General features: G+C 42.7%; 20 protein-coding genes. 9 read left to right on the top strand and 11 right to left on the bottom strand.

Annotated elements, in window-relative coordinates; genetic code table 11:
• The first annotated feature begins 64 nt into the window (after positions 1-64).
• Positions 65-1,456, top strand: coding sequence for an ATP-binding protein (locus H6G26_RS05810; RefSeq protein ID WP_190728343.1), 1,392 nt, complete (start codon positions 65-67; stop codon positions 1,454-1,456).
• Positions 1,457-1,761: 305 nt separating this feature from the next.
• Here the strand turns inward: H6G26_RS05810 and H6G26_RS05805 are convergent, their stop codons facing one another.
• From H6G26_RS05805 to H6G26_RS05785, 5 genes are all read right to left on the bottom strand, one after another.
• Positions 1,762-3,366, bottom strand: a complete 1,605-nt coding sequence (locus tag H6G26_RS05805) for an NAD(P)H-quinone oxidoreductase subunit N (RefSeq protein WP_190728342.1) — start codon at positions 3,364-3,366, stop codon at positions 1,762-1,764.
• A 340-nt stretch (positions 3,367-3,706) separates the two neighbouring features.
• Positions 3,707-3,979 carry a hypothetical protein gene (locus tag H6G26_RS05800; RefSeq protein ID WP_190728341.1) on the bottom strand — a complete coding sequence of 91 codons (273 nt, stop codon included), beginning with the start codon at positions 3,977-3,979 and terminating at the stop codon, positions 3,707-3,709.
• 78 nt (positions 3,980-4,057) lie between these two features.
• Positions 4,058-5,119 carry a WD40 repeat domain-containing protein gene (locus tag H6G26_RS05795; protein ID WP_190728340.1) on the bottom strand — a complete coding sequence of 354 codons (1,062 nt, stop codon included), beginning with the start codon at positions 5,117-5,119 and terminating at the stop codon, positions 4,058-4,060.
• A gap of 105 nt (positions 5,120-5,224) precedes the next feature.
• Positions 5,225-6,316 carry a HAMP domain-containing sensor histidine kinase gene (locus tag H6G26_RS41740; protein ID WP_206757532.1) on the bottom strand — a complete coding sequence of 364 codons (1,092 nt, stop codon included), beginning with the start codon at positions 6,314-6,316 and terminating at the stop codon, positions 5,225-5,227.
• Positions 6,317-6,783: 467 nt separating this feature from the next.
• Entirely contained in the window at positions 6,784-7,755 is a 972-nt protein-coding gene (locus tag H6G26_RS05785) for a GTP-binding protein (RefSeq protein WP_190728339.1), read from the bottom strand.
• A 303-nt stretch (positions 7,756-8,058) separates the two neighbouring features.
• On the opposite strand from H6G26_RS05785, the gene H6G26_RS05780 reads away from it, so the two are divergent.
• Positions 8,059-9,003 (top strand): all3515 family Zur-repressed PEP-CTERM protein, encoded by a 945-nt coding sequence (locus H6G26_RS05780; protein ID WP_190728338.1) that lies wholly within the window; start codon positions 8,059-8,061, stop codon positions 9,001-9,003.
• Positions 9,004-9,056: 53 nt separating this feature from the next.
• Here the strand turns inward: H6G26_RS05780 and H6G26_RS05775 are convergent, their stop codons facing one another.
• The 5 genes from H6G26_RS05775 to prfC form a co-directional block, all read right to left on the bottom strand.
• Positions 9,057-9,968 carry an alpha/beta hydrolase gene (locus tag H6G26_RS05775; RefSeq protein WP_190728337.1) on the bottom strand — a complete coding sequence of 304 codons (912 nt, stop codon included), beginning with the start codon at positions 9,966-9,968 and terminating at the stop codon, positions 9,057-9,059.
• Positions 9,969-10,041: 73 nt separating this feature from the next.
• Entirely contained in the window at positions 10,042-10,482 is a 441-nt protein-coding gene (locus H6G26_RS05770; protein ID WP_190728336.1) for a SufE family protein, read from the bottom strand.
• Between the two features lie 508 nt (positions 10,483-10,990).
• Positions 10,991-11,497 (bottom strand): RNA-binding protein, encoded by a 507-nt coding sequence (locus H6G26_RS05765; RefSeq protein ID WP_190728335.1) that lies wholly within the window; start codon positions 11,495-11,497, stop codon positions 10,991-10,993.
• Positions 11,498-12,151: 654 nt separating this feature from the next.
• On the bottom strand, positions 12,152-14,428 hold the full coding sequence (locus H6G26_RS05760; RefSeq protein WP_190728334.1) for a M48 family metalloprotease: 2,277 nt from the start codon (positions 14,426-14,428) through the stop codon (positions 12,152-12,154).
• A 309-nt stretch (positions 14,429-14,737) separates the two neighbouring features.
• Complete coding sequence (gene prfC, locus H6G26_RS05755) at positions 14,738-16,366, bottom strand: peptide chain release factor 3 (RefSeq protein WP_190728333.1); 1,629 nt, start codon at positions 16,364-16,366, stop codon at positions 14,738-14,740.
• A gap of 122 nt (positions 16,367-16,488) precedes the next feature.
• On the opposite strand from prfC, the gene H6G26_RS05750 reads away from it, so the two are divergent.
• The 7 genes from H6G26_RS05750 to H6G26_RS05720 all read left to right on the top strand — a co-directional run bounded on the left by H6G26_RS05750 (position 16,489) and on the right by H6G26_RS05720 (position 23,289).
• On the top strand, positions 16,489-16,848 hold the full coding sequence (locus tag H6G26_RS05750) for a DUF4870 domain-containing protein (protein WP_190728332.1): 360 nt from the start codon (positions 16,489-16,491) through the stop codon (positions 16,846-16,848).
• Between the two features lie 344 nt (positions 16,849-17,192).
• Positions 17,193-18,173 (top strand): porphobilinogen synthase, encoded by a 981-nt coding sequence (gene hemB / locus H6G26_RS05745; protein ID WP_190728331.1) that lies wholly within the window; start codon positions 17,193-17,195, stop codon positions 18,171-18,173.
• 498 nt (positions 18,174-18,671) lie between these two features.
• Entirely contained in the window at positions 18,672-19,655 is a 984-nt protein-coding gene (locus tag H6G26_RS05740; RefSeq protein ID WP_012410204.1) for an alpha-ketoacid dehydrogenase subunit beta, read from the top strand.
• A 140-nt stretch (positions 19,656-19,795) separates the two neighbouring features.
• The gene (gene secD, locus H6G26_RS05735) at positions 19,796-21,208 is read left to right on the top strand and encodes a protein translocase subunit SecD (protein WP_190728446.1); all 1,413 of its coding nucleotides are present in this window, start codon (positions 19,796-19,798) and stop codon (positions 21,206-21,208) included.
• Positions 21,205-22,191, top strand: coding sequence for a protein translocase subunit SecF (gene secF, locus H6G26_RS05730; RefSeq protein ID WP_190728330.1), 987 nt, complete (start codon positions 21,205-21,207; stop codon positions 22,189-22,191). Before secD ends, secF begins: the two co-directional genes overlap by 4 nt.
• An 86-nt stretch (positions 22,192-22,277) precedes the next feature.
• Positions 22,278-22,670 (top strand): hypothetical protein, encoded by a 393-nt coding sequence (locus H6G26_RS05725; RefSeq protein WP_190728329.1) that lies wholly within the window; start codon positions 22,278-22,280, stop codon positions 22,668-22,670.
• 103 nt (positions 22,671-22,773) lie between these two features.
• On the top strand, positions 22,774-23,289 hold the full coding sequence (locus H6G26_RS05720; RefSeq protein WP_199326655.1) for a GNAT family N-acetyltransferase: 516 nt from the start codon (positions 22,774-22,776) through the stop codon (positions 23,287-23,289).
• Here H6G26_RS05720 and H6G26_RS05715 read toward each other — a convergent pair.
• Entirely contained in the window at positions 23,252-24,172 is a 921-nt protein-coding gene (locus H6G26_RS05715; protein ID WP_190728328.1) for a HAMP domain-containing sensor histidine kinase, read from the bottom strand. The genes H6G26_RS05720 and H6G26_RS05715 overlap by 38 nt on opposite strands.
• Between the last annotated feature and the right edge of the window lie 13 nt (positions 24,173-24,185).

Raw genomic sequence — 24,185 nt, 5'->3', positions numbered from 1 at the left:
GCACAGAATACAAGCTTGAGCGCAGATATGTAAAGTAAAGTCGAACCCTGAAATTGAAAGCCCCATGACCCCTGAACAATTTCTTGAATTTGCCAGAGTTTTACCAGAACCTTTACTCCTGGTGAGTAGTGAGGGTCAGCTTTTGGCTACCAATCAACCAGTAGCAGATATGCTGGGATTACGCCGTCAGGAACTGCGGGGAAGAATGCTTCTTGAATTTGTAACTGAGTCTGCTAACGATGTTGTAAAGTACCTGCAAGCTTGTTCAAGTAGCAGAACAATGGTTATTGGCTCCTTGACTTTACGAAAGAATGATGGACAAACCTTAATATGTCGTAGTCAAGGAGCCGTTATTCAACCTTGGTCTCCTGAATCTTCAGCTTTAATTCTCTTACGCTTGGAAAACAGAGCTTTAGCCAGCAGTAATTTCGTCCTTCTGAACGAGAAAATTGATGAGTTAGCAAAAGAAGTTCAGAAACGAAAACAGGCGGAGGAAGCGCTCAAGAAAGCGAATCAAAAGCTAGAAATTCGGGTTGAAGAACGTACAACTGCTTTACAAGAAACATTAAACGAACTACAACTTACCCAAACCAAGCTTATCCAGGCTGAGAAGATGTCTAGCTTAGGTCAGATGGTCGCTGGTATTGCCCATGAAATTAATAACCCTGTCAGTTTTATTTATGGCAACCTTTACCACGCCCATAAATATACTCAGGATTTACTGAAATTAGTGCAAGTGTATCAACAGGTTTTTCCAAATACTCCTCCAGAAATCCAAGAGCAAGTAGAAGAAATAGACTTAGATTTTCTGTTTCAAGACATAACTAGACTTTTCGAGTCAATGACAGTAGGAACAGAGCGCATTCAAGAAATTGTTAAATCACTACGTAATTTTTCGAGACTTGATGAAGCACAACTTAAGCAAGTCAATATCCATGAGGGAATTGATAGTACTTTAATGATTTTGAAGCATCGGCTGCAAGCTAGGGATGAGTACCCAGAAATCAAAGTAATCAAAAAATATAGTCAACTACCCAATGTAACTTGTTACCCTGGCGAGCTTAACCAAGTATTTATGAATATTCTTGTTAATGCGCTTGATGCACTGGAGGTGTCGGCGGTCAATGGCCAGCCTTTAGAAGTCAATCTACGAACTACTGGCAATCAAACACTGACAAAGAATAATCCCCAAATTGAAATTAAAACTGAGGTAATCGATGAAAAATGGATAATGGTTAGTATTGCTGATAATGGTTTGGGGATAAATGAACAAATTCACTCAAAGCTATTTGATCCGTTTTTCACTACTAAAGCTGTAGGCAAAGGTACTGGGCTAGGACTATATATAAGCTATCAGATTATAGTTGAAAGACATAACGGACAACTTAACTGTTTTTCTGTTCCAGGAGAAGGTGCAGAATTTGTAATTAAGATACCTATTAGCTCAGTCTCATAAAGTTTAATTACTACTTTAGTATTTTTATCAAAATTAATATAATCATGAGTTATTAGCAATAGTTCTATTTATATATAGCAGCCCTAAATCATTTATGAAAATTATATATTTCTTTCTTGTTTCTTTCCTTCGCGCAGCGTCTCGTTGGCGCAGCCTCTTGTAGAGAAGAGAAGGAAGCAAAGAAAAGAAATAAATGCTTAACATAAGTGTATTGGATTATATGTTAGTTAAAAGATATAACAAACGCCTGTCTGCTCATTAGCAGACAGGCGTTTCTTTAAATACAAACTTTAGAGGAGAATCGGTTAAATCTTGGCAGTAGAATCAACTGAGGTTTGAGACTGACTAACCGAATCTAACTTTGGTAAAAGCAGTGGATTTTCTGCTTTTACATTAGTGTTGATTGTTGCTTGTAAACTTGGGGTATTGGAGATGGAATTGTTCGCCAATGTAAACAGTGGATTTGACAAAATTCCTGCTATGGAAGTGGCAATTAATGTTACCACCAACCCGACCTGCAAAGGTCTTAGCCCAGGCAAATCCCAACGCACTTGTGGATAATTCTTCACCGAGTCGGACATTTCATGGGGTTCTTTGACTACCATCATTTTAACTACACGAATGTAGTAGTAGATGGAGACGACAGTGGTAACTAAGCCCAACAAGACTAACCAATAAAGACCTGCTTGCCAACCAGCCCAGAATAAGTAAATCTTGCCGAAAAATCCAGCCAACGGTGGAATACCACCCAGGGAAAGCAGGGAGATACTCAATCCCAGTGTTAGGAGTGGGTCTTTTTGATATAAGCCAGAGTATTCGGCAATCTGGTCGGTTCCTGTCCGCAGTGAGAATAAGATGATGCAGGTAAAGCCACACAGGTTCATGAACAGGTAAACCAGTAGGTAAAATATCATACTGGCATACCCTGCTTGTGTACCAGCAATTAAGCCAATCATCACAAACCCAGCTTGGGCAATGGATGAATAAGCTAGCATCCGTTTCATGCTGGTTTGAGCTAGGGCGACTACGTTACCCAAGATCATACTAAGAACGGCCAGAGCAGTGAAGACAAATCTCCACTCATCAGCAACAAGAGGGAAGGCTGTTGTTAGCAAGCGGATGGCTAGGGCAAACCCAGCTGCTTTGGAACCTACAGATAAAAAAGCGATTACTGGGGTAGGAGCGCCTTCGTAAACGTCTGGTGTCCACTGGTGGAAGGGTGCGGCGGAGATTTTGAAGCCAATACCTGCGATCGCAAAAACCAGGGCAATCACTAAACCTAAAGATTGTCCGACTTTAGCTGTGGCAATGCCATTAGCGATCGCACTTAGTTCAGTTTGTCCTCCAGATAGTCCATACAGCAGTGATACACCGTACAAAAAGATTGCTGTACTGGAAGCTCCAATTAACAAGTATTTCAGCGCCGCTTCATTGGAGCGGGGGTCACGCTTGGTATAACCTGTTAATAAGTAAGAGGAAATACTCAGGGTTTCTAGGGAGATGAAAATCATCACCAACTCACTAGCCCCGGATAAAAACATCCCTCCCAAAGTAGCACTCAGCAAAATAGCGATGAATTCGGCTAAAGCGGTGCCGCTCTGCTCAACGTAGCGAATTGACATTAGTATAGTCGCGATCGCAGACAAGGCAATAATACCGCGAAAGACGATACTCAGGTCATCACTATTAAAGCTACCGGTAAAACCAATGGGATTAGGAGAGTCCCATTGAAAATATAGGGCGACAATCGAAGCAAATAAACCTGCGATCGCTAGATATCCAATCCAGCGCGCGGATGTACGCCCCAAAATCAAATCAACAATCAAAACCCCCAAGAGGGTGAGAATAACAATCCCCTCTGGCAAAATCGTTCCAGCGTTTAGCTGGGATGCAATATTAGCAAAATCCATGAGATGTATAGGTTTTGGGGATTAGACATTAAGGCTAACTCTGTTCACTCTAGCAAGTTTTCTAATCCCCAGACTAGCTCTTTTAACAAGAGCTTAACAGCTTGGGTGCAGATGCCAATCGCACCAACTTTACTGACTTACCAGCAGTTTTCTCCGTATCTAAGAATTTACCTAACAACTTTCCTACTTCGTTTTTCAGGCGTGACCTTTAGCGAATATCATAAATAATCATGCCGCAACAAGTGTGTGCCGTGGGCGATCGCCACGGACAAAAAGCTCATAAAATTAATAAGGGCACAGCAATGCTGTGCCCCTACAATATTCATAATTCCTAAGTTTATTAAAAACCAACAGATGGCAGCTTGCCTTGTAGGGACTGAAATTTAGACTGAACACAGTTGGCACAATTGCAACCAAGTTGATCAATAATCGGATTAGATGTTTGATTAAACTTTGGTGTTGCCAGTTCAGGAATTTGTTGTGTAGATGCTACCGTAATAATTTGTGTAGCATATTCAGATTTCAGGCTGGATGCGTGTGCTGGATTGACTACCAGCAGCATGGATACTAGAAATGCGGGACAGGCAAGTAAAATCAGTTTGACTATGTTCATAATTCACACAAAGATAGCTTTGCTGATACAGCATAGCTAATAAATTGCCCACCTTCAATTTTAATTACCAAGTATTGCTTAACTACGCCCAAATCCTTGACCCCGCAAAACCTTCGACCATACAAGTAATTCGCCCTGTTCACCCCCTGCGGCCAGTAACTTGCCTTGGGGATGCCAAGCTAGGGTGGAAAATCCTGCTGAGACACCTGTGATAATTTGGGATACTTCTTTGGCTTTGTTCCACAAACACAACCAACCGTCAGCAGCAGCAGAAGCGAGCAGGAAGCTTTTAGGTGCAAAGGCGATCGCATTGATCACACCCACATGATTAGTTAATACTCGCGCTTCCCAACCTAAAGAATCATCCTCTAGCTTTTCCCAAACCACAATACCTTCAACGCTAGAAGATGCCAGTATTGGCGCACCCAGTTTTGTAGTAGCTTCTGACCATGCCAATTGGCGAATTTTACCAGGGAAGCCACGCATTACCCAAGGGTCGGGGTTGTTCCATTCTAAAACGGTGACACTACGATCCATGTTGCCAGAAGCGAGGTATTTGCCATCGGGCGACCAAGCCATCGCTACACTGACAGTAGTCATATCTAGGTTGTATGGTTCTTCATCCCAGTTTTGACTATGCCAAATTTTGACTCCCTTATAACCACTAATGGCTAAGTATTGTCCGTCAATGCGCCAATCTATACCCAATACTGAAGAGTTGTCGAAATTCAGCGTTACGACAATTTCACGAGTATCTGCATCCCAAACTTGGACATAACGCCCCAAGCTAAAAGCTAGTTGGTTACTGGTGTAATTCCAAGCTAACTTGTCAACCCATGCAGGGGCATTTTCCAAGGTGGCGATTAATTCAGTATCGCGCCAAATTTTTACCTGTCCATCTTGTCCACCAACCGCTAAAAATTTTCCATCTGGGGAAAATGCGAGACAGTCTACTGATTTACCGTTACCAGTTTGTAAAGTTGTGAGTTCGCCATCATTCCACAGAACTACTTCGCCGGCGGCGGAAGTTGCTGCTAAAGTTTTACCTTGTGGCGACCAAGCGATCGCAGTTACATAATCTGAAAGTGTCCCCGAATAGTGTTGTTCAAACTCTTTAGATTTACTGGTTGTGGAGTTCATATTTTATACATAAGTTAGGAGTTATAAGTTATACCAATTTAATATGAAGCTGCATAGAATAGAGCTTCCAAGATAAAGTTGTAAGAAGAGACAGACATTACCTGCTCAAAATTTAGGCAACTTAACGATAAAGCTTGTCCCCTTGCCCTCGGCACTTTCAACTTCAATCGTCCCCTGATGCGCCTCAATAATACTCTTTGCTAAAAATAATCCTAACCCCCATCCTGTTTGATCCTCAGCAGCGATGGTTCGACGAAATTGTTGAAATAAGATTGATTGAGCTTCTGAAGAAATCGGATTACCTTCGTTGTGGATGGTCAGGCTGATATGCGTTTCAATTTGCTCAAGTGTGAGTGTAATTGGTGTATCAGCAGCACCATACTTCACGGCGTTAATAGCTAAGTTTTCAATTACCCGTCGTATCTCTTTACGGCTGCAATTGCTCCTGATAGCAGTATCAGAAACTACAATAAACCGCTCTCCATAAGCAAAGTTTAAGTCCTCTACTACGTCTTGAACAAGGCTGTCTAAACTGCATTCTTCAAATTCAAACTTTAAGCTCTGACCTGCCCGCAGCCGACTAGCATCGAGCAGATTTTGAATCATCGAATTCAAACGCTCGACTGCTTTTAGCATTTTCGCCGCGATACTCGCATGAGTGTCTCCTTGTTCAAGCCGACGCAGAGTCAGGTGAGTACCCATTTTTATGACATTGAGTGGGTTTCTAAGATCGTGGGTCAGTGTCACCATAAATAATTCTTGAATATCTCGCAGCGTGTGGGAAAATTGAGTCGCCGCATCGTTAACGGCTTGCTCAATGGAATCGATGATAATATCTCGTTCCCTCACCTCCAAAGCCGCTTCTTCTTCTAAAATTTCAAATATGACCTGACGGAGAATGTGGTACTCAAAAATCACTTGAGTCATCGAGTAGTCGGCATAACTCGCCCGCTCATGTCCATGCTTTTTCCCAATCCGAGTGCTTTCTAGTTTATCGGTTTTTATTCTGGCTGGTGTCCTTTCAATCTTCGTTGACAGTTCATCCACCAATTGCTCTAGATACTCAGGTAGCGAATTTTGTAGCATCAGAGAGTCCTGATGTATTGATGCACCAACTTCATCACGCGCCCGCTCTTCCCACCTCTGCATAATTCTTTCAGCATTTTGCTTAAGACGCTTAGACGTTTGGTTAGACATATGATTATAAAAACACCAAAAAGGGAAGAATAAAGCCATCCTTCATTTGGAAGAACAAAATGGATATTATCACAAAAATGTAATAAGAAAGTGGACACAAATCCAAGAAACTAAAAATAAGAATTCAACTCCTATTAATATTACTCCTCGTCAACTTTTCTCTTACTTTTTTTTTGCTATTTTTTGGAGGTTTTTGCTAGGTAAGTTGGACAACCTTTCCAAAATCTTCTTCAAGTCACAACAGTAGGACTAGTCCTTTCAAGGTGTGTTATTTTGCAGCTTTTTCTGGTTTATACCAATTTTGTATTTTGTATAAAGTTGCATAGAATGAGAAAGCTAAAACCTTTGCTCGGCAATTATTTCACTCTTCTCCTGTTTCATGTACCTTCACAATAATTTGGTATTAGGAGTTAGAAGTTAGGAATTTTTAACTCATCAATCATCATTCCTAACTGCTAACTCGTTTTCTATACTAGACAAGCGAGAAAATCTTGCTTGAGTTGGGCTGCATCAAGGTTGCGACCAATGAAGACTAATTCGTTTTTAGGGGTTTCACTTGGTTTCCAGGGACGATCGGGTTTGCCATCAAATATCATGTGTACTCCTTGGAATACAAATCGATTATCTTCTCCAGCAATATTTAAAATGCCTTTCATCCGAAAAATATCTGGGCCTTGGGTACGCAGTAACTCAGAAAGCCAAGTGTTTAATTTTTCTCCATCAACTGCACCTGCTTCTACTAAAGCTACAGAAAAGACGCTTTCATCGTGTACGTGGGCATCTTCGCCTAAGAAATCTGGATCAATTTCTAATGCACGATCTAAATCAAAGGCTTTTACACCTAATAAAGCATCCATCCCTAATTCAGAATTTTGGGTACGGTGAATTTTTGCGATCGCATTCATCGCCCGAATCCGTTTTTCTAATTCATCCAACTCTTCTGGCGCTACCAAATCTGTTTTATTAAGTAAAATTACATCCGCAAAGGCAATCTGTTCTTGTGCTTCGTCTGCATCCCAGTGCTGCGAGATGTGCTTGGCATCTACGACTGTCACCACCGCATCTAAAGACAGTTGGCTTTGTAAATCTTCATCAACAAAAAATGTCTGAATCACTGGTGCAGGATCGGCTAATCCAGTTGTTTCAATTACTAAATGGTCAAATTTATCGCGCCGCTTCATCAAATTGCCAATGATGCGAATTAAATCGCCGCGCACTGTACAACAGATACAGCCATTATTCATTTCAAAAATTTCTTCATCTGCATCGATAATCAATTGATTATCAATACCCACTTCCCCAAATTCATTGACAATCACAGCAACTTTTTTGCCGTGTTCGTAGGTGAGGATGTGATTGAGTAGAGTCGTTTTACCTGCTCCCAAATAGCCAGTCAGAACAGTAACGGGAACTGAATTGTTGATTACGTCAGCCACCATACTCTAAATTCCTCTTGTCTCACCTTATGGATAATCATTATCGCCTATGATAAATCTTTTTATATTTTTTTTGTGCGAACTTACTATTATTTTGGGTTTCAGGAAAATAATCACATAATTTAATAACCAAACATTTTATTTCTATGCATCTGTAATAAGTAATAGATATTTAAAAGTTGGCTGGCAATATTGCATACAAGTTAACACCCTGCGGTAAGTCGCAGATTAGTAGCTTGACAATCTTACTATCATAATGATAATCATTATCTTAAAGAAAAAATTATACTTTGATGGAGTAGCGTGGTGGTTTCAAAAAACACTACCGGCTTGAGAAAGCAATTAACTCAAGCAGGACAAGCATCTGCGTCTCTTGCAGTCAGGTTTTTGGTCGTTGCGCCGTTGGTTTTATCTACCGCAATAGCCCCGGCACAAGGTGATGATACTCATAATCATTCGGATGAAACGGGCTTTTACATTGGGTTAGATGGTTTGGAGGTTCTCTCTACAGGGACATACGCAGGATTGGAGAACCCTAACTACAATCGTTTGACCCTTCTCTTTGCACACAGGAATGAAGACACGCCTGAATCTAGCCATTTCCACGGCATTGGTACTTATAGCTACTCAGGTTCTTTAGATAACCCAACTATTAACCCAACCAATACAAATAACCGAATTCCTGAGTCTTACTCAGAACAACCACCGCTAACATTATTACCTGGCACAGGGTTTTATACTGGTCGCTTGATTAGTACTCCAACAGATAAGGAATATAGTAATCTGACAATAGAAGCTCTAGCGTCTCTAAAAACTTCAAAAGAATTAGACAACCAGTATTTGTTCAATAGCTCTAATGGTCGTTGGCAGTCGTCTCTTGAGGGTGCAAATATTGGTTTACAATTAGCCTCAATTAGCAGTGGATTGAATATTGGTGATTCAGCAGGCGTTGATATTCTCAAGTCAGTAGGCGATATCTACACAATCGGCAGTGGTGATAATTTTTCGTTCACTCCTACCTTTTCAACTGATGCTGCTGCACCACTGGGAACTTACTCTGCATCATTCAAATTAGTGGATTTAGGCACTGATAATCACCGTATTCCCTTTAAAGAGTCTGGCACTTTCAATTTTGATTTTGAAGTCAAGGCAGTGCCTGAGTCATCAACTGTTCTTGGTCTTGGTATAGTCGGTTTACTGGCGCTTTCTCTTTCTCGCTTGCAAAAACTTACTCGTAGTAGCTTGAACTAATCTTAATCTCGCACCAAGGTGCAAAACGATTCTTTGCGTCTTGGTGCGACGATTTAATTTTCTGAGGAGAACAAAAAATCTTGAACTGCTTCTAAAACAACTGCTGGGTATTCTTCATGTAGTCCCAAAGAACCAGGGATAACAACGCTTCTCACTCCTGGTAAGGCTACCAAAGCATTCATTTCTTCTCGTGATTTGGGGGGGCTAGATTCCCCAATTACTACCATGAGGGGTACAGTTAAAGACTGCACAAGTTCCAGAAAATCAGATTGTTCATGTACAGCATCGAGATTACCAGTTACAAAGGCAGCAGATGCAAATCGCGCTCCTGGTTGTTGAGTTGTGTGCCACTTCTTCTCAATGAAACTGGGTGTAATTTTAGCCGCGTCAGTAAAGACATGACGACGGTACATCAAACTTAAGAAGGATGGGGTAGTGTTGAGTTTGTAGAGAGCTTGACCAAGTATAGGCGATCGCACCAATTCTCTCACCATGCCAGCTATTTGCTGACTTGCCCCCATTGTCGGCAAAGGCCCACGCCAAGTAGGAGCTAACAATACAATCTTTGACAAACCAGCCTGCTGAACAGCTAATTGTAAAACGTAACTAGCAGCATGGCCCGCCGCTACCACAGTAATGGGAGTATTAAAAATAGCTTTGACAAAATCTTCCAGAAAGTGCTGATATATTTCCGGTCGATAATTCAAGCTAGGACGAGAAGATTCACCAAATCCAGGCCAATCTATGGCCACAACTTGAAAATTCGGAGCTAGCAACTTAGCAAGTTCGCCTACTTCCAAACGCGTCGAAACACTGCTGAAAGATGGTAATAGCAATAGCGGTGAACCTTTACCAAGGGTTTCATATACAACGCGCAATTGCTGATTTTCCCAATTCCAGAGATATTCTTGAACCACTCCACCAAAACCAGTAGCAGCAGAGGTAGATAATAAATTTGTTGACATTAGACTAAATTTTGGTAGTTGTACCTTATTTGTCAGTTGTCTTTTGCTAATGACCAATGACAAATGACCAAGTTTAACTAGGCAAATCTAACTTACATTCCAATGCTTTCTTTTGCATGGTTTTAAAAATATTGTAAAATCCATTAGCACGGGAAGGTGTCAGGTTAACATTTAAACCTGTTTCTTGAATAAAATCTGGAGTAAGTTGCACAATCTCACTTGGCGTTAGTCCATGCAGTCCTTCAACCAGAAGACCTACTAATCCTTTGGTTAACTGAGAATCGGAATCGCCTTGAAACACAACCTTACCATCATCCAAAGCTGCGGTGATAAAAACTTGAGACACGCAACCAGGAACTTTATTTTCGGGTAGTTTATCAGCTTCTGGGAACTCATTGAGCTTCTGAGCATACCAGATTAGCTGTTCGTAGCGCCGCTTCGGTTCGGAAGCGCGTTGAAAGCGCTGGACAATTTTAGCAAGCGCAGGTGGCAAAGAATCTAGAGTTGAGGACATAACAGAAGCTGCCAATGATCGGTATCACTTTGAGTGTAGATTATCTTTAGAGCAATCGCGCCTCCGGTTCACCTTGGCATATCAGCTAGCTATAATATGTCAAATCTAGATAATTACTGCTTAGGCGCAGCCCGCCGCAGGCATCGCATCCCTATCGTCCAGTTTTTTTAATGCGTCTAATCACAAAAACTTAATTTTATTCTAAGTAAAAATCTTATTGCTTTGTAGCATATTCTCTGCGTGCCTCTGCGCTTACCTTCTCTACGAGACGCTGACGCTCCTAACGTCGCTACCGCTTCGCTAATGCGAATGCGTTCCTCTGCGTTTAAATTTCAGCCCTCAATTCTCCACGATTCGACAATTCCATGCCTACGGCTGGCTGCGCCTACGTACTTACAAAATTAGCTGCAAGTTCATTAAACTAAGCAGCTAGATAATTATCAACAATTAAAAATTAAAAACCAAAAAAAATTCTGATTTTTAATTTTTAATCTCTCTCCCTTAAGGATTAATTCGTAGTTTGTGCAGCTAGCATCTGCTTCAGCTTTTCTAATTCCGAAGCCCAACGAGGATCTGGACGAATAGCGTCTGAATCGGTGGTTGTGGTGCTGCTTTCACGAGAAGCTCCGCCGCCACCTGAGCCACGGCGAGGCTTCTTAGAGCTTTTCTCGCGGCGGCTACCTTCTCTAGTAGGCATAGGAGTGGGGGTACTACTAGCAGCAGTAACTGGTTTTGGAGCTTGCTCCTCGCCTTCATCACCTTTTGTCCGAGGTAATGCTTTCTCTAGCTTAATAGGAGTATCTTTGAACATCTGGCCATTATATTTTTCAATAATTTCGTCAGCTTGCTCGTCGTTGTTGACTGTAAGAAAACCGAAACCACGGCATTTGCCAGTTTTACGGTCTTTAATTAATTTAGTAGTTACAGCATCACCTTCTGCTGCAAAAACTGCTTGCAGATCCTGACGATCTATTTCTTCTTTAGGCAAATTACCTATATATAGGCGAATGGACATGAACTATACCTCCAGAGTTAAATGAACATGGCAAGGCAAGAAAACAATAACTTGGCTTTGGCTTTTAATTAAATAGATGCTATTGACCAAGACTGCCATCAACCAATTTTTTTGCTCGAAACTGTTAACTTATACAACAATACAGTTTTTCGTCGGGATCAAGCTTGTTTAATCCAAAGGCCCACACTATGGTGAGCTAATAACACCTTAATTCTAAGAATTGTAAATTTAATAGCCTATTGCCTGCTAAAGTACACGCTTTCTTCCATGCCTTTTTCGCAGAATCTAATACCATTCCTTACATTACCACGGTATTTTCTACGTAGCTAGTTTAGCGCATACATTTCCGACGTTAGTATTATTGCATCGTAACATAAAACACATTTTTTTATTCATGGGGGCATATTTTGAAACAAAAACCAGCCGATGGCTGGTTAATTTCCTGCTGTGTTAGGAGGATAAAAAGGTATGGAGCGGGGGAAAGCACGCCAATTGATAACTAAGCTGTAGCGCTGAGTTACATCGGCTGCTATTGTTTGTGTAAATAAATGTAACACTTTTAAAGAAAACCTGCAACTTTTCTTTACATTTCAATTTGTCCTTTGTCCTTTGTCCCTTGCTAATGACTAATTACCAATGACCAATGACCAATGACTAACCAGTGAGAAAAACGTATGCGCCCCAAGCCTGTGCTGCAACTGCCAAAAAAGTAGACCAAATGGGATGGGGGCTATGAATAGCTTTACCACTTTGAGTTTCTAGAGTTTGGATATCGATCCAAGGTGTTGCTCCTCGACGGAACCAACCTGTAACGATAATTTGCCTACCGATTAGATCCTGGTGATTAACTGGCTGTCCTAGCCAAGAAACGTGGTGTAATTTTACTAAACCTGCGCTGGATTGAAGGATTAAATCTTGCGCTAGGGAGTTGCTAGTACCTTGACGACCTAATAATTTACCTACAAGCCGCACGCTGATGCTATCAATTGGTAAGGCAGAAGGGTCAGCTAACAGGTTGGGTAAGTAATCGTCAGTTTGCACAGTGGCAGGTTTAATATCGGGGAAAAAAGAATTAATCCGCATCACTGTACCGATGCTAAAGCCAATCAGAAGGCAGCCTGTAATGAAAGACCAATCTTCATATATCCACTTTAGATTTAAAAACTTGAGTGTGAATGCTAGTTGCCAAGTTAGCCAAACTAAAGCTGCAAACAAAACCCCTAAAGGAATTCCTAACCAGGGAGCGATTTGTAATAAGAAAGACTGACGTCTAACCTTTGATGGTTCGCTTGCAAAGTGTAGTTCGGTGTCTAGATGCCAGTGACGGGCTATTTGGCAGAGGCGTTCGATGCGATCGCCCATCAAGGGATGACTATTATTTATCGTAAACCATTGGCGATAGGGATTGGCAGTATCCCACTTCAAAAAGGCTTCAAAAGATAGATTGCTGGCAATAGTTCCCAAAGAAAGGCTCTGTTGGTGGCTGACTGGTGTCAGGAGATTTAAGCTTTCTAGTTGCCAACTGGTCTGTTCCTGTTTTTGGATATCAGCTGCAATGCCAATAGCAATTTTGAGTAAAGCGCGAATCAGAGCATTGGGATTACCAGTGATTTCCGATGCGACGCGATCGCTATAATAAAGCCGCAACCGCGACAACCACAATGCAGTCCCAGTCAGTAAACACCAAACTCCATAAACGAGACTAGCCAAAATTGTCACCGGCCAGCGCCAAATACCTGATATTTTGCCTCCCAACTCCGACACTTGCTGATATAGCTTATGAGTTGGTAATGTTACGAGCAGCAACAAAGACATCACAGCAAAATCCCAGTGAGCAATATGCCCTAGCTGTGTGGCGTAAATAATGGCGATTTCATCATCAGCTAGTTGCTCTAATAACCCTTGACTTACAACAATCCTGGCATTACGTGGTAAACTACCATAGGTCAGAATAATTGGTGCAGCCATTGGTAAAATCCGCAGTTTGGGTAACGGCCAGTGCCTCTGTTGGCAACAACGTTGTAGCACCCGAACAGCTTCGCGGCTATGGGCATTCAATACATCTTTGGGAAATTCTCGCTGACCATACAAGTTCGCCAATAGCATATCCAGCAACCAAGGCGATACTCCGATTAAAATCACCAATAGTATTAGCAACGGTTGAGTAGGGTCGCGGTATAAAAACTGCAATGGTTCCAGATAAGGTAGTTTAACTAAAGTCTGGTTGATGAATCCAAATGCTAACTTGAGGATTTCTCGAATCACGCAAAACAGGGCAATGAATGTTCCTGCTGTCAGCAACCGCAAAGGAATTAATTTCGGTTTCCGTAGGGGTTGCCATGCTTTGGCGCGTTGTGCTTGTCGCCAATAAATAACGCCGAATAATTTAGCTTGGGTGCGGGTTACGGAACCCATAAAACCGCTTAGAGGGACACTAGGTGGTGGAGGCGGTGGTGGTGTCGCTATTGTAGCTTTGAGTTTACTTAGTGGCAGCATCGGCGAGGTGTCATCGCTCTTGGGTTCTATTACTTGATCTTTTTCTTTTGGCTGTTCCTCTAATGTAGAAGTTCCCGGGGGGGTAACTAGGGGAGAATCTGGAGTTGAATTATCAAAAGCAACAAACCCAGTTTCGACATTTTTTGATTCTTGATCGCGTTTTTTACGTTTTGTTAGGTGTTCGAGAGCGCGTGTTGCCCACTCTTGAACTTGCGGATTGTTACTCTCAATGAGATTTTGGGAAATAGCGATCGCTTTGGAGGCTTCGCCACTGCGAGCATAAGCCATTACTAAACCAACCTGGGCTTGTAAGCTAGCAGTCCCATTGCTTTGGCTACTAGCAATAGGTTCTAGTTGAGCGATCGCTGTTTGGTAATTTCCCTGCTTGAGGGCAATTAAACCAGCCTCCAAAGACGATTTGGCATGTGAAGGCATACAAATTCTGGCACTCCAATCTCTTCTATGTGATCCACGTTTGTGCAAAAGCGCGAACCTCGGATGCCGTGGAACTCAACCGCGCCCAAGTTTTGCTTGTCAAGTGAATGATTAAGCAAGAATCCAAAAGTCAAGAGCAGGAGTGCTGTCTTCCCCCAAAGGGAGAGGCTAGCGCCTTCTCTGCCAGAGCCTTCCGCCAACGCGGAGCGTCTCGTAGAGAAGGGGGTTTCCCCCATGAGCAACTGCCGTTCAGAATTCAGTTGTGTCTTTTATAGGACTAATTTTGAATTCTGGATTCTGTATTCTTGTTCATTTCTCCACTGATTGTTGACTAGAAAATACTGGAGCGATCGCGCTTAATTTTAACTCTGGATGGTCGCCCAGTAATTGTTGACAATTCCATTCATTGCGGAATAGCAACACTGGTCGTCCCATGCTGTCTTTAACTGTAGTGGTATTGAATATTCGTCCCACCTTTTCTAATGCTTCCCAACCACCTTCAACCCAACGGGCGACACTATAGGGCAATAAATCTAATATGGTTTCTACACCATACTCGTTTTGTAAGCGAAACTGCACTACCTCGAATTGCAATTGACCCACCGCCGCCAAAATTGGATCGCGCTTGGCTTCATCAGTTGAATACATAATTTGCACAGCACCTTCTTCTCGCAATTCCGCAACGCCTTTTTGGAATTGTTTAGACTTCGAGGGGTTGGGATTCCTCAGAGACGCAAACAGTTCCGGCGAAAAATACGGAATTCCCTCATATTCGAGCTTTTGTCCCGTGTAAATTGTATCTCCGATCGCAAAAACACCAGGATTGTTCAAACCGATCACATCGCCAGGATAAGCCACATCAATCGATTCTCGCTCTTGAGCAAAAAGTTTTTGCGGGCGAGACAGACGGATAGGTTTACCGATGCGGGCGTGATTCACCATCATATCTTTTTCAAACTTACCAGTGCAGACCCGGATAAATGCAACGCGATCGCGGTGTTTCGGGTCCATATTCGCTTGCAGTTTGAAGACAAACCCTGAAAATTCCGGGTATGTAGGAGCAACTTCACCTACACTGCTGTAATGAGAACCGGGTTTAAGGGCATAGTCGAGGAAGTACTTGAGGAATAACTCTACCCCAAAGTTAGTCATGGCGCTACCAAAGAACACAGGCGTCATTTTGCCTTCGTGTACCAGCTGCAAATCTAACTCTGGGCCAACTCCTTCTAACAGTTCTAAATCATTTTTCAGTTGGTAGTAGAGGTCTTGTTCTAGCTGTTCTTCTATTTTCGGATCACCTAACTCGACTATGGTATCACGGGCTTCTCGGCTGCCGTGGGCGCTGCGTTCAAACAAGTGAATTTGTTGCTGATGCCGATCAAAGATACCTTTAAAGCGATCGCCCATACCAATTGGCCAGTTGACTGCATAGGTTTGCAATCCCAATTCTTGCTCAATTTCATCCAACAGTTCTAGAGGTTCCCTTCCTGGGCGATCAAGCTTGTTGATAAATGTAAAGATCGGGATACCCCGCAACTTACACACTTCAAACAATTTGCGGGTTTGGGGTTCCAAACCTTTTGCTGCATCAACCAACATCACTGCATTATCGGCGGCAGCAAGGGTGCGATAAGTATCTTCACTGAAATCTTGGTGTCCGGGCGTGTCTAATAAATTTATTTGACAGTCTTGGTATTCAAATTGCAACACCGTAGAGGTAATGGAAATGCCCCGTTGTTGTTCCATCGCCATCCAGTCAGAGGTAGCCTTACGCTGTGCCCGTCGCGCCTTAACCGCGCCAGCTTCGTGAATTGCACCTCCGTATAGGAGTAGTTTTTCTGTTAGTGTAGTTTTACCCGCATCGGGGTGAGAAATAATCGCAAAGTTGCGGCGAAGTTCAACTGCTTGAATAAGTTCAGACTGAAGTTCAGTAGACATAAGTGTATTTGTTTGTTAGCTAACTTAATTTTTTCTACTCTGGCAAGTCTTTTAATCTTAAGACAACGATGCTCGTGATAGGGTCGTAATATAACCAACAATCTAACTAATAGGAGAAAGCAATGTACGACACAGACAAACGAAAGCTTCTATCTGGCTTATCGCATGGAGCCATTTTCCTCAGCACAACGCTGATATCTGTAGGTATACCTATCGCCATACTATTTGTATCTGATGATCCTGTTGTTAAAGAAAACGCCAAAGAATCCATCAATTTCCACTTTAATGTCTGGCTTTATGGAGGAATTCTAGGAGCGCTATTTTTTCTATTAGGCTGGTTAGTGTTACCTCTATTAGTGCTGGGGCCACTAGCAGGTATCGGGTATTTATTGCACTGGGGATTAACAATTTGGGCACTCATCAAAGTTTTCAGCAATCCTGATATACCCTTCCGTTATCCCTATATTTTCCGAATTTTCTAGCACAAATAATCATTGGGCATGGGGCATTGGTGATTGTCAGTTATTTTTTATTAAGCTGTTATGCCTTGAGTTTGCACACAACCAATCGCCCAGATTTTGCCAACAGACGATATTACCATTTTGAACTTGGAATTTTGAATTGCTTACTATGTTGTTTCTTTTCCAGTCCGTCGGATAGGCGCAACCAAGCTGTAGAATACAAAATTGCCCTACAACTTGATTAAGAGTAGGGCAAAGGACAGTTAAGCACTGTTTGTAGTCTGTCCGATGGCAGGAAAATTTTAGCCTGCTTTTGTGACGCTTTGTTTTGTGTCCATTAGCGTTGTTTTTCTTTATAAAATTTTATGTTTCCTATACATCGCCCCCGTCGTCTGCGTACTCAGCCCCAACTGCGCCGGATGGTTCGTGAAACTGTTTTGACAACCAGCGATTTAATTTACCCACTATTTGCTGTACCGGGTGAGGGAATCGCTAACGAAGTTAAATCAATGCCCGGAGTCTACCAACTTTCGGTAGATAAAATTGTCGAAGAAGCAAAAGAAGTTTATGACTTAGGAATTCCTTCGATTATTTTATTTGGTATTCCGGCTGATAAAGATATTGATGCCACTGGCGCTTGGCATGATTGCGGAATTGTCCAAAAAGCAGCGACTGCGGTAAAAACAGCAGTGCCAGATTTGATTGTAATCGCTGATACTTGTTTATGTGAGTACACTAGTCACGGTCATTGTGGTTATTTACAAGTTGGTGATTTAACGGGACGAGTTTTAAATGACCCAACTCTGGAATTGTTGAAAAAAACAGCAGTTTCTCAAGCGAAAGCCGGTGCCGATATCATTGCGCCTTCGGGAATGATGGATGGCTTTGTCCAGGCAATTCGTGTAGGCTTGGATGAAGCCGGATTTCAAGATACGCCAATTTTGTCTTATGCTGCTAAATATGCTTCGGGTTATTATGGCCCATTTCGGGATGCAGCAGACTCTACACCGCAATTTGGGGACAGAAGAACTTACCAAATGGACCCAGGTAACGCCCGCGAAGCAATTAAAGAGATTGAATTGGATATCGCCGAAGGTGCTGATATGCTCATGGTTAAGCCAGCCTTGGCATACATGGATATTATCTGGCGGGTGAAGGAAGCTAGTAACTTACCTGTTGCGGCTTACAATGTTTCTGGTGAGTATGCGATGGTGAAAGCTGCGGCTCTCAATGGTTGGATTGATGAAGAGCGAGTGGTTATGGAAACTTTAACTGGGTTTAAACGCGCTGGTGCAGATTTGATTTTGACTTATCATGCTAAAGATGCAGCGCGATGGTTAAAGTAGGCTAGTACCGCAAGGCGGAAGTCAAAAGTAACTAGACATATTGAATAGTAATTTAGGGGGAAATCTCACGCAGAGGCGCGAAGACGCAGAGTTGTGTTTTGGTGTTTGGGCGTGAGATTCTTTGTTTATGGCTAGTACCGCAAGGCGGAAGTCAAAAGTAAAAAGTATTATGGAATAAGCTCGTTAGGAATTTGAAATGGTTGCTCTATTCACGCCGTGGCATACTAGTGCTATGTCTGTGGTGGCTACGCCTAGACCAGCAATTATGACATGGTTATTAAAGAGCCATTTTACTGGCTTGATGAACTTCTAATTATGAATTTGAGAAGTGGAAAGCGATCGCAGATAAAACCTCTAAAATTTAAATTAAATAGCTGCTTTATGTATGGTTGGGCGATTCGTTTAAAAAACCAAATCTCTAACTAGTGCGATCGCTCACGGTATTTGCGACAGCAGCGCGATAAAATTCTAAAACCATAATCGTACTAAAAGGTCTAAATGGCAGAAACATTATTTTTCAACGCCTTACGGGAAGCCATTGATGAAGAAATGGCGCGTGATTCCAGCGTATTCGTTCTCGGTGAAGACGTAGGACACTACGGCGGTTCCTACAAAGTTACCAAAGACCTGTACCAAAAATATGGCGAACTCCGCATTCTAGACACCCCCATTGCCGAAAATAGCTTTACTGGCATGGCAGTGGGAGCAGCCATGACTGGCTTGCGCCCCATCATCGAAGGCATGAATATGGGCTTTTTACTGCTCGCCTTCAACCAAATATCCAACAACGCCGGGATGCTACGCTATACCTCTGGCGGTAATTTTAAAATTCCAATGGTAATTCGCGGCCCTGGCGGTGTCGGACGGCAGCTAGGCGCAGAACATTCCCAGCGACTAGAAACTTACTTCCAAGCTGTGCCGGGGTTGAAAATTGTTGCTTGCTCTACACCAAGAAACGCTAAAGGACTACTGAAATCTGCTATCCGCGATGATAACCCCGTGTTGTTCTTTGAACATGTTCTGCTTTACAACTTGAAAGAAGATTTACCAGAAGAAGAATATTTACTACCTTTAGATAAAGCAGAAGTTGTGCGTCAAGGAAAAGATGTCACAATTATCACTTACTCGCGGATGCGGCATCATGTGCTACAAGCGGTAAAAACACTTGAAAAACAAGGATATGATCCAGAAGTTATTGATTTAATCTCGCTTAAGCCATTAGATTTTGATACCATTGGCGCATCAGTACGTAAAACTCATAAAGTCATTGTGGTGGAAGAATCCATGCGAACTGCGGGTATTGGAGCAGAAGTCATTGCTTCAATTAACGATCGCTTATTTGATGAATTGGATGCGCCAGTACTGCGGCTTTCTTCCCAAGATATCCCTACACCTTACAACGGCAACCTGGAACGATTAACAATTATCCAACCAGAGCAAATCGTGGAAGCTGTGGAAAAAATGGTAGCGTTGCGAGTCTAGGGACTGGGGACTGGGGACTGGGGACTGGCGAAGAGTTTTCCAATGCCCAATGCCCAATCCCCGATCCCCAATGCCCAATGCCAATGCCCTAACTCCATAAAAGAGCGCTATTATAGCCTTTGTCAGTTGCGAGTTATGGTATGCAAAGACAGCGATCGCTATTAATTTTGATTTTAGTCCTGGTAATCGCCGCAATTACGGTGATTGCCACAATTCCAATCCCCTTGGGGCTGGACTTACGCGGAGGCTCACAGCTAACAATTCAGGTGAAACCATCAGCGGAAATTCCCCAAATCACCGAACGAGAATTGGAAGGCGTGAAGAGAGTTGTCGAAGGTCGGATTAATGGTTTGGGTGTTTCTGAGCCAGTGATCCAAACAGTCGGCACAGATAAAATATTAGTACAACTGCCAGGGGTTAATAATCCAGAGCAAGCTGAACGGGTGCTAGGAGGGACCGCGCAGTTAGAGTTCCGTACCCAAAAGCCAAATACAGAAACCCAACTGTTTGCTTTCCAGGCATCTAGGGTCGAATTGAAAGCCAAGCAAGAAGAGTTGAGAAAGAGTACTGACAAAGCAGCAATTGTCAAAAATCAAGAAGATTTGCAAAAAAATAATCAAGTGATCGCTGAATTGTTTGAAAGCACCAATCCACCGCTAATTGGCAAATATCTCAAGGATGCTTATGGTGAACCCACTCAAGGTGACAACTGGAACGTTGCTATTCGCTTCGACCAAAAGGGTGGTGAACTGTTTGCCAATTTGACGAAAAATCTTGCCGGTACTGGGCGGAGCATTGGTGTTTTTCTGGACAATGAACTGATCAGCGCTCCTACTGTAGGTATAGAATTTGCCGCTACTGGTATTACTGGTGGCTCTGCCGTAATTACAGGAAGGTTTACTGCCCAACAAGCCAATGATTTAGGTGTGCAGTTACGCGGTGGGGCATTACCCGTACCGGTAGAAATTGCGGAAATTCGCACTGTTGGGGCAACCCTGGGTAAAGACAGTATTACTAGCAGTATCTACGCTGGTATTGGCGGTCTGACTTTAGTATTAGTATTTATGGTAGTGTACTATAGACTACCAGGGCTGATTGCGGATGTAGCACTATTGATTTACGCCCTGCTAACCTGGGCTACCTTTGCGTTGTTGGGCGTCACCCTAACCCTGCCAGGTATTGCCGGTTTTATCCTCAGTATTGGGATGGCGGTGGATGCAAATGTGCTAATTTTTGAGCGGACGCGGGAAGAATTGCAAGCAGGCAAATCCCTATATCGCTCTGTAGAATCTGGTTTTTACCGTGCCTTTTCCAGTATTTTAGATGGCAACGTGACTACAGTCATTGCTTGTGCTGCATTATTCTGGCTGGGGGCTGGTTTGGTGAAAGGCTTCGCCCTAACTTTGGCTTTGGGTGTAGCAGTGAGTATGTTTACAGCAATTACCTGTAGTCGCACCTTGATGTTTTTAGCAATTACAATTCCTACACTCAAGAAACCAGAACTTTTTTGTCCGAACCTGCCAAGATCAAATAAGGCAGAGGTGGCTCAATGAAACTAAGTATTAACAAATCGCGATCGCTTTGGTGGGCTATTTCTAGTGCCATCATTCTTGCCGGTATCATCTCAATGGTGATTTCTTGGCAAAACCCGAACATCAAAGCACCCCTACGCCCCAGTTTGGATTTTGTCGGTGGTACACGATTACAGTTTGAACGCGATTGTACCAAACCCGGTAACTGCGGCCAGCCAATTGATATCAATGTCGTCCGGGAAGTAGCTAAAGCACAGGGCTTAGGTGATAGCAGCATCCAAATTATCGCTGATAGAGGCACTGGTGCAGAAAATGGAATATTAATTCGCACAAAAAACTTGGATACCGAGCAGCGTACCAACTTGCAAAATGCCTTAAGCGAAAAGGTCGGTACTTTTGACGAGCAAAAAAACCAATTTGACACGGTTGGCCCTACTCTAGGGGGAGAGCTGTTTAGGTCTGGGGTAATAGCTTTAATAGTTTCCTTTGCAGGCATCATAATCTACTTGACCTTCAGGTTCCAGTTAGATTATGCAGTGTTTGCGATCGTTGCACTATTACATGATGTCTTCATCACGGCAGGGATTTTTTCGATTTTGGGTTTAGTATTGGGTACTGAAGTAGATAGCTTGTTTATCGTTGCTCTACTGACAATTACAGGTTTCTCAGTCAACGATACAGTGGTAATTTACGATCGCATTCGGGAAACCCTCAAGACGAATCCCAACGGAGCGATCGCTGACATTGTAGATGATGCAGTTAACCAAACTTTAGGACGGTCAATCAACACAACCTTTACCACAATGCTGTCATTGTTTGCTATCTTTCTGTTTGGCGGCGAAACACTAAAAAACTTTGCTTTAGCTCTAATTATTGGCTTTACAGCAGGGGCTTATTCAAGTATTTTCATCGCCAGTACTCTTCTAACTTTGTGGCGAGAGCGCAATGGTCAAGCACCTATGGTAGTCAGTGGTGAGTCGATTGATACATCTGCTGGTAACTAATCATTGGGCATTGGGCATTGGTTAATAACCAATAGTTATTCTTCCCCTGCTCCTCATCTTCCTCATCCCCCACCTTCCTACAGCCTATGGATCAATCCGAACAATTGTCAATAACTGACCCATCCTTTGCTCAACAAGTACAAAGATTGCACAAGCTGACAATATATGGCAGGTGGCTATTTGTCGGCTGTCTGTGGCTCACCATTGCACCTGTTAGTTTGTGGGGTTTACGTGCAGAAATTTCTCTTTGGCAGCAATATTTTACCTGGGTAGCGGTGCGATATGGACTCTTCTATCATCCACTGTCTACCTTCGGTTTAGCGTTTTGTATTGGGATGACTGCTGCTGTTTTAGTTTGGCAAAGTCGGAATATCTTACTTGGAATACCACCCGAGGAAAAACAACGTTTAGAAAAACAAGTGTATCGGATACGTCAGCAGGGGCCAACTCATCCTCTATGGAAGTGGGTTTGTCATTAAACTTTCTTTCTCATTGCATATATATGTACACGTACAGCAATTTCTAGCAAAATATCACTTAACTATACAAAGATAGTGCTAGTGTTAAAGGTGGATGCCATAAATGAACGAGTCTCAGATTCAATTTAGCGAACATCTCGGCTGCGCCAAAGGCGATGCCTACGACGGGCTATGCCTACGCAAGTCTGAAATTGACCTTTATCAACTCCAAGAACTGTTAAATGTTTCAGCTTTCTGGGCAAAAGATCGCAATATTGAAGATTTAGGTATAGCGATTGCCAACAGTGAGCCAGTGATTTCCGTCTCCGATCGCGATCGACTTATTGGCTTTGCTAGAGCAACATCTGATGGTATATATCGCGCTACAATTTGGGATGTTGTGATTCATCCAGAGTATCAAAGTAGTGGGTTGGGAAGCAAGTTAGTAGAAACCGTTTTGAGTCATCCCCGGATGAAGCGGGTTGAGCGCGTTTACCTCATGACTACTCACCAGCAGGGGTTCTACGAAAAGATTGGTTTTCAACCCAATACAAACACTACGATGGTGCTACACAACCTAACTGACCCTGCTTTCGTTCCTGCTACAGAAGTTCAGCTTCAGGAATCACTAGGGGGATAGAAATTTGTAGTCTGGTAAAGTGCTGAGATGTTTCTTTGGCAATCGTCGAGGGCAGAATTTCTAACTTTCCTCCCATAACTTCCACTAGAGTCTGATTGATTAATAGCCTCATTCCTGGGGAAAGAGCAGCGTTTCCTTGATCAATCTGGGTCGGCTGATCTTCAGATTTGATCAAATCAATCGGTTCGCTCCAGGGTATGGCATGGGTTGGTATATCCAACCAAATGTTTACAAAATTATTTGTGGGTAAAGTACTGCTGGAAATACAGATACTGCCTTCCTCCATTTGAGTAATGGCAGTGTCTATTAAACTTATCAATATTTGGCGGAGCCAGAGGTAATCTGTCAAAACATAAATTTCTGGGTCGGCGGGTAATAATTGCAAGGGAAAATTGCGATTGGCCGCCAGCATATAAGTTAAGTTATGAACCTCTTGCAAAACTTGAGCTAAGGGTCTGGGCTGAATATCTAATTTATTAGTACCGTGTTCAGTTCTAGCAACGTTAAGAATTTCATCCATCAGCTTGAGTAGCTTCAGCGTTCGCTCGTTAGCTTGGGCAATAAATTCTCGTTCTTCAGCAGGGTCTTCACATAAATCCGACAAAATTAACTGATGCAAGCCGATCAAACCACTGAGAGGCGATCGCAATTCATGAGTAGTCCGCGCCAAAAAACCAGCTTTAAACTGACTCATTTCTCTTGCCATTTGGTATGCCAGCTGCGTTTGCTGTAGCTGTTGTGATATTGGTGGCATATCCTGTTGATCTAATGGCTCTACTGGAGATGAGCTAGATGAAACATTTGACGCTCGCGCAAATAACTGACGGAAAACCATACCTAGTGCTATTCCTGCTCCTAGATATATCCAGTTGCTCCAATTCATAATCTGGCAATTA

It is taken from the genome of Nostoc sp. FACHB-888 (assembly GCF_014696655.1).
Taxonomy (GTDB): domain Bacteria; phylum Cyanobacteriota; class Cyanobacteriia; order Cyanobacteriales; family Nostocaceae; genus Nostoc.
The sequence above is the reverse complement of the archived record's forward strand: the minus strand, read 5'-3'. Positions and strand labels throughout refer to the sequence as shown.

Excerpts from the sequence above, each read along its gene's own strand:
- H6G26_RS05810 (WP_190728343.1), top strand. The coding sequence starts at position 65 with ATGACCCCTGAACAATTTCTTGAATTTGCCAGAGTTTTACCAGAACCT.
- H6G26_RS05805 (WP_190728342.1), bottom strand. The coding sequence starts at position 3,366 with ATGGATTTTGCTAATATTGCATCCCAGCTAAACGCTGGAACGATTTTG.
- H6G26_RS05800 (WP_190728341.1), bottom strand. The coding sequence starts at position 3,979 with ATGAACATAGTCAAACTGATTTTACTTGCCTGTCCCGCATTTCTAGTA.
- H6G26_RS05795 (WP_190728340.1), bottom strand. The coding sequence starts at position 5,119 with ATGAACTCCACAACCAGTAAATCTAAAGAGTTTGAACAACACTATTCG.
- H6G26_RS41740 (WP_206757532.1), bottom strand. The coding sequence starts at position 6,316 with ATGTCTAACCAAACGTCTAAGCGTCTTAAGCAAAATGCTGAAAGAATT.
- H6G26_RS05785 (WP_190728339.1), bottom strand. The coding sequence starts at position 7,755 with ATGGTGGCTGACGTAATCAACAATTCAGTTCCCGTTACTGTTCTGACT.
- H6G26_RS05775 (WP_190728337.1), bottom strand. The coding sequence starts at position 9,968 with ATGTCAACAAATTTATTATCTACCTCTGCTGCTACTGGTTTTGGTGGA.
- H6G26_RS05770 (WP_190728336.1), bottom strand. The coding sequence starts at position 10,482 with ATGTCCTCAACTCTAGATTCTTTGCCACCTGCGCTTGCTAAAATTGTC.
- H6G26_RS05765 (WP_190728335.1), bottom strand. The coding sequence starts at position 11,497 with ATGTCCATTCGCCTATATATAGGTAATTTGCCTAAAGAAGAAATAGAT.
- H6G26_RS05760 (WP_190728334.1), bottom strand. The coding sequence starts at position 14,428 with ATGCCTTCACATGCCAAATCGTCTTTGGAGGCTGGTTTAATTGCCCTC.
- prfC (WP_190728333.1), bottom strand. The coding sequence starts at position 16,366 with ATGTCTACTGAACTTCAGTCTGAACTTATTCAAGCAGTTGAACTTCGC.
- H6G26_RS05750 (WP_190728332.1), top strand. The coding sequence starts at position 16,489 with ATGTACGACACAGACAAACGAAAGCTTCTATCTGGCTTATCGCATGGA.
- hemB (WP_190728331.1), top strand. The coding sequence starts at position 17,193 with ATGTTTCCTATACATCGCCCCCGTCGTCTGCGTACTCAGCCCCAACTG.
- H6G26_RS05740 (WP_012410204.1), top strand. The coding sequence starts at position 18,672 with ATGGCAGAAACATTATTTTTCAACGCCTTACGGGAAGCCATTGATGAA.
- secD (WP_190728446.1), top strand. The coding sequence starts at position 19,796 with ATGCAAAGACAGCGATCGCTATTAATTTTGATTTTAGTCCTGGTAATC.
- secF (WP_190728330.1), top strand. The coding sequence starts at position 21,205 with ATGAAACTAAGTATTAACAAATCGCGATCGCTTTGGTGGGCTATTTCT.
- H6G26_RS05725 (WP_190728329.1), top strand. The coding sequence starts at position 22,278 with ATGGATCAATCCGAACAATTGTCAATAACTGACCCATCCTTTGCTCAA.
- H6G26_RS05720 (WP_199326655.1), top strand. The coding sequence starts at position 22,774 with ATGAACGAGTCTCAGATTCAATTTAGCGAACATCTCGGCTGCGCCAAA.
- H6G26_RS05715 (WP_190728328.1), bottom strand. The coding sequence starts at position 24,172 with ATGAATTGGAGCAACTGGATATATCTAGGAGCAGGAATAGCACTAGGT.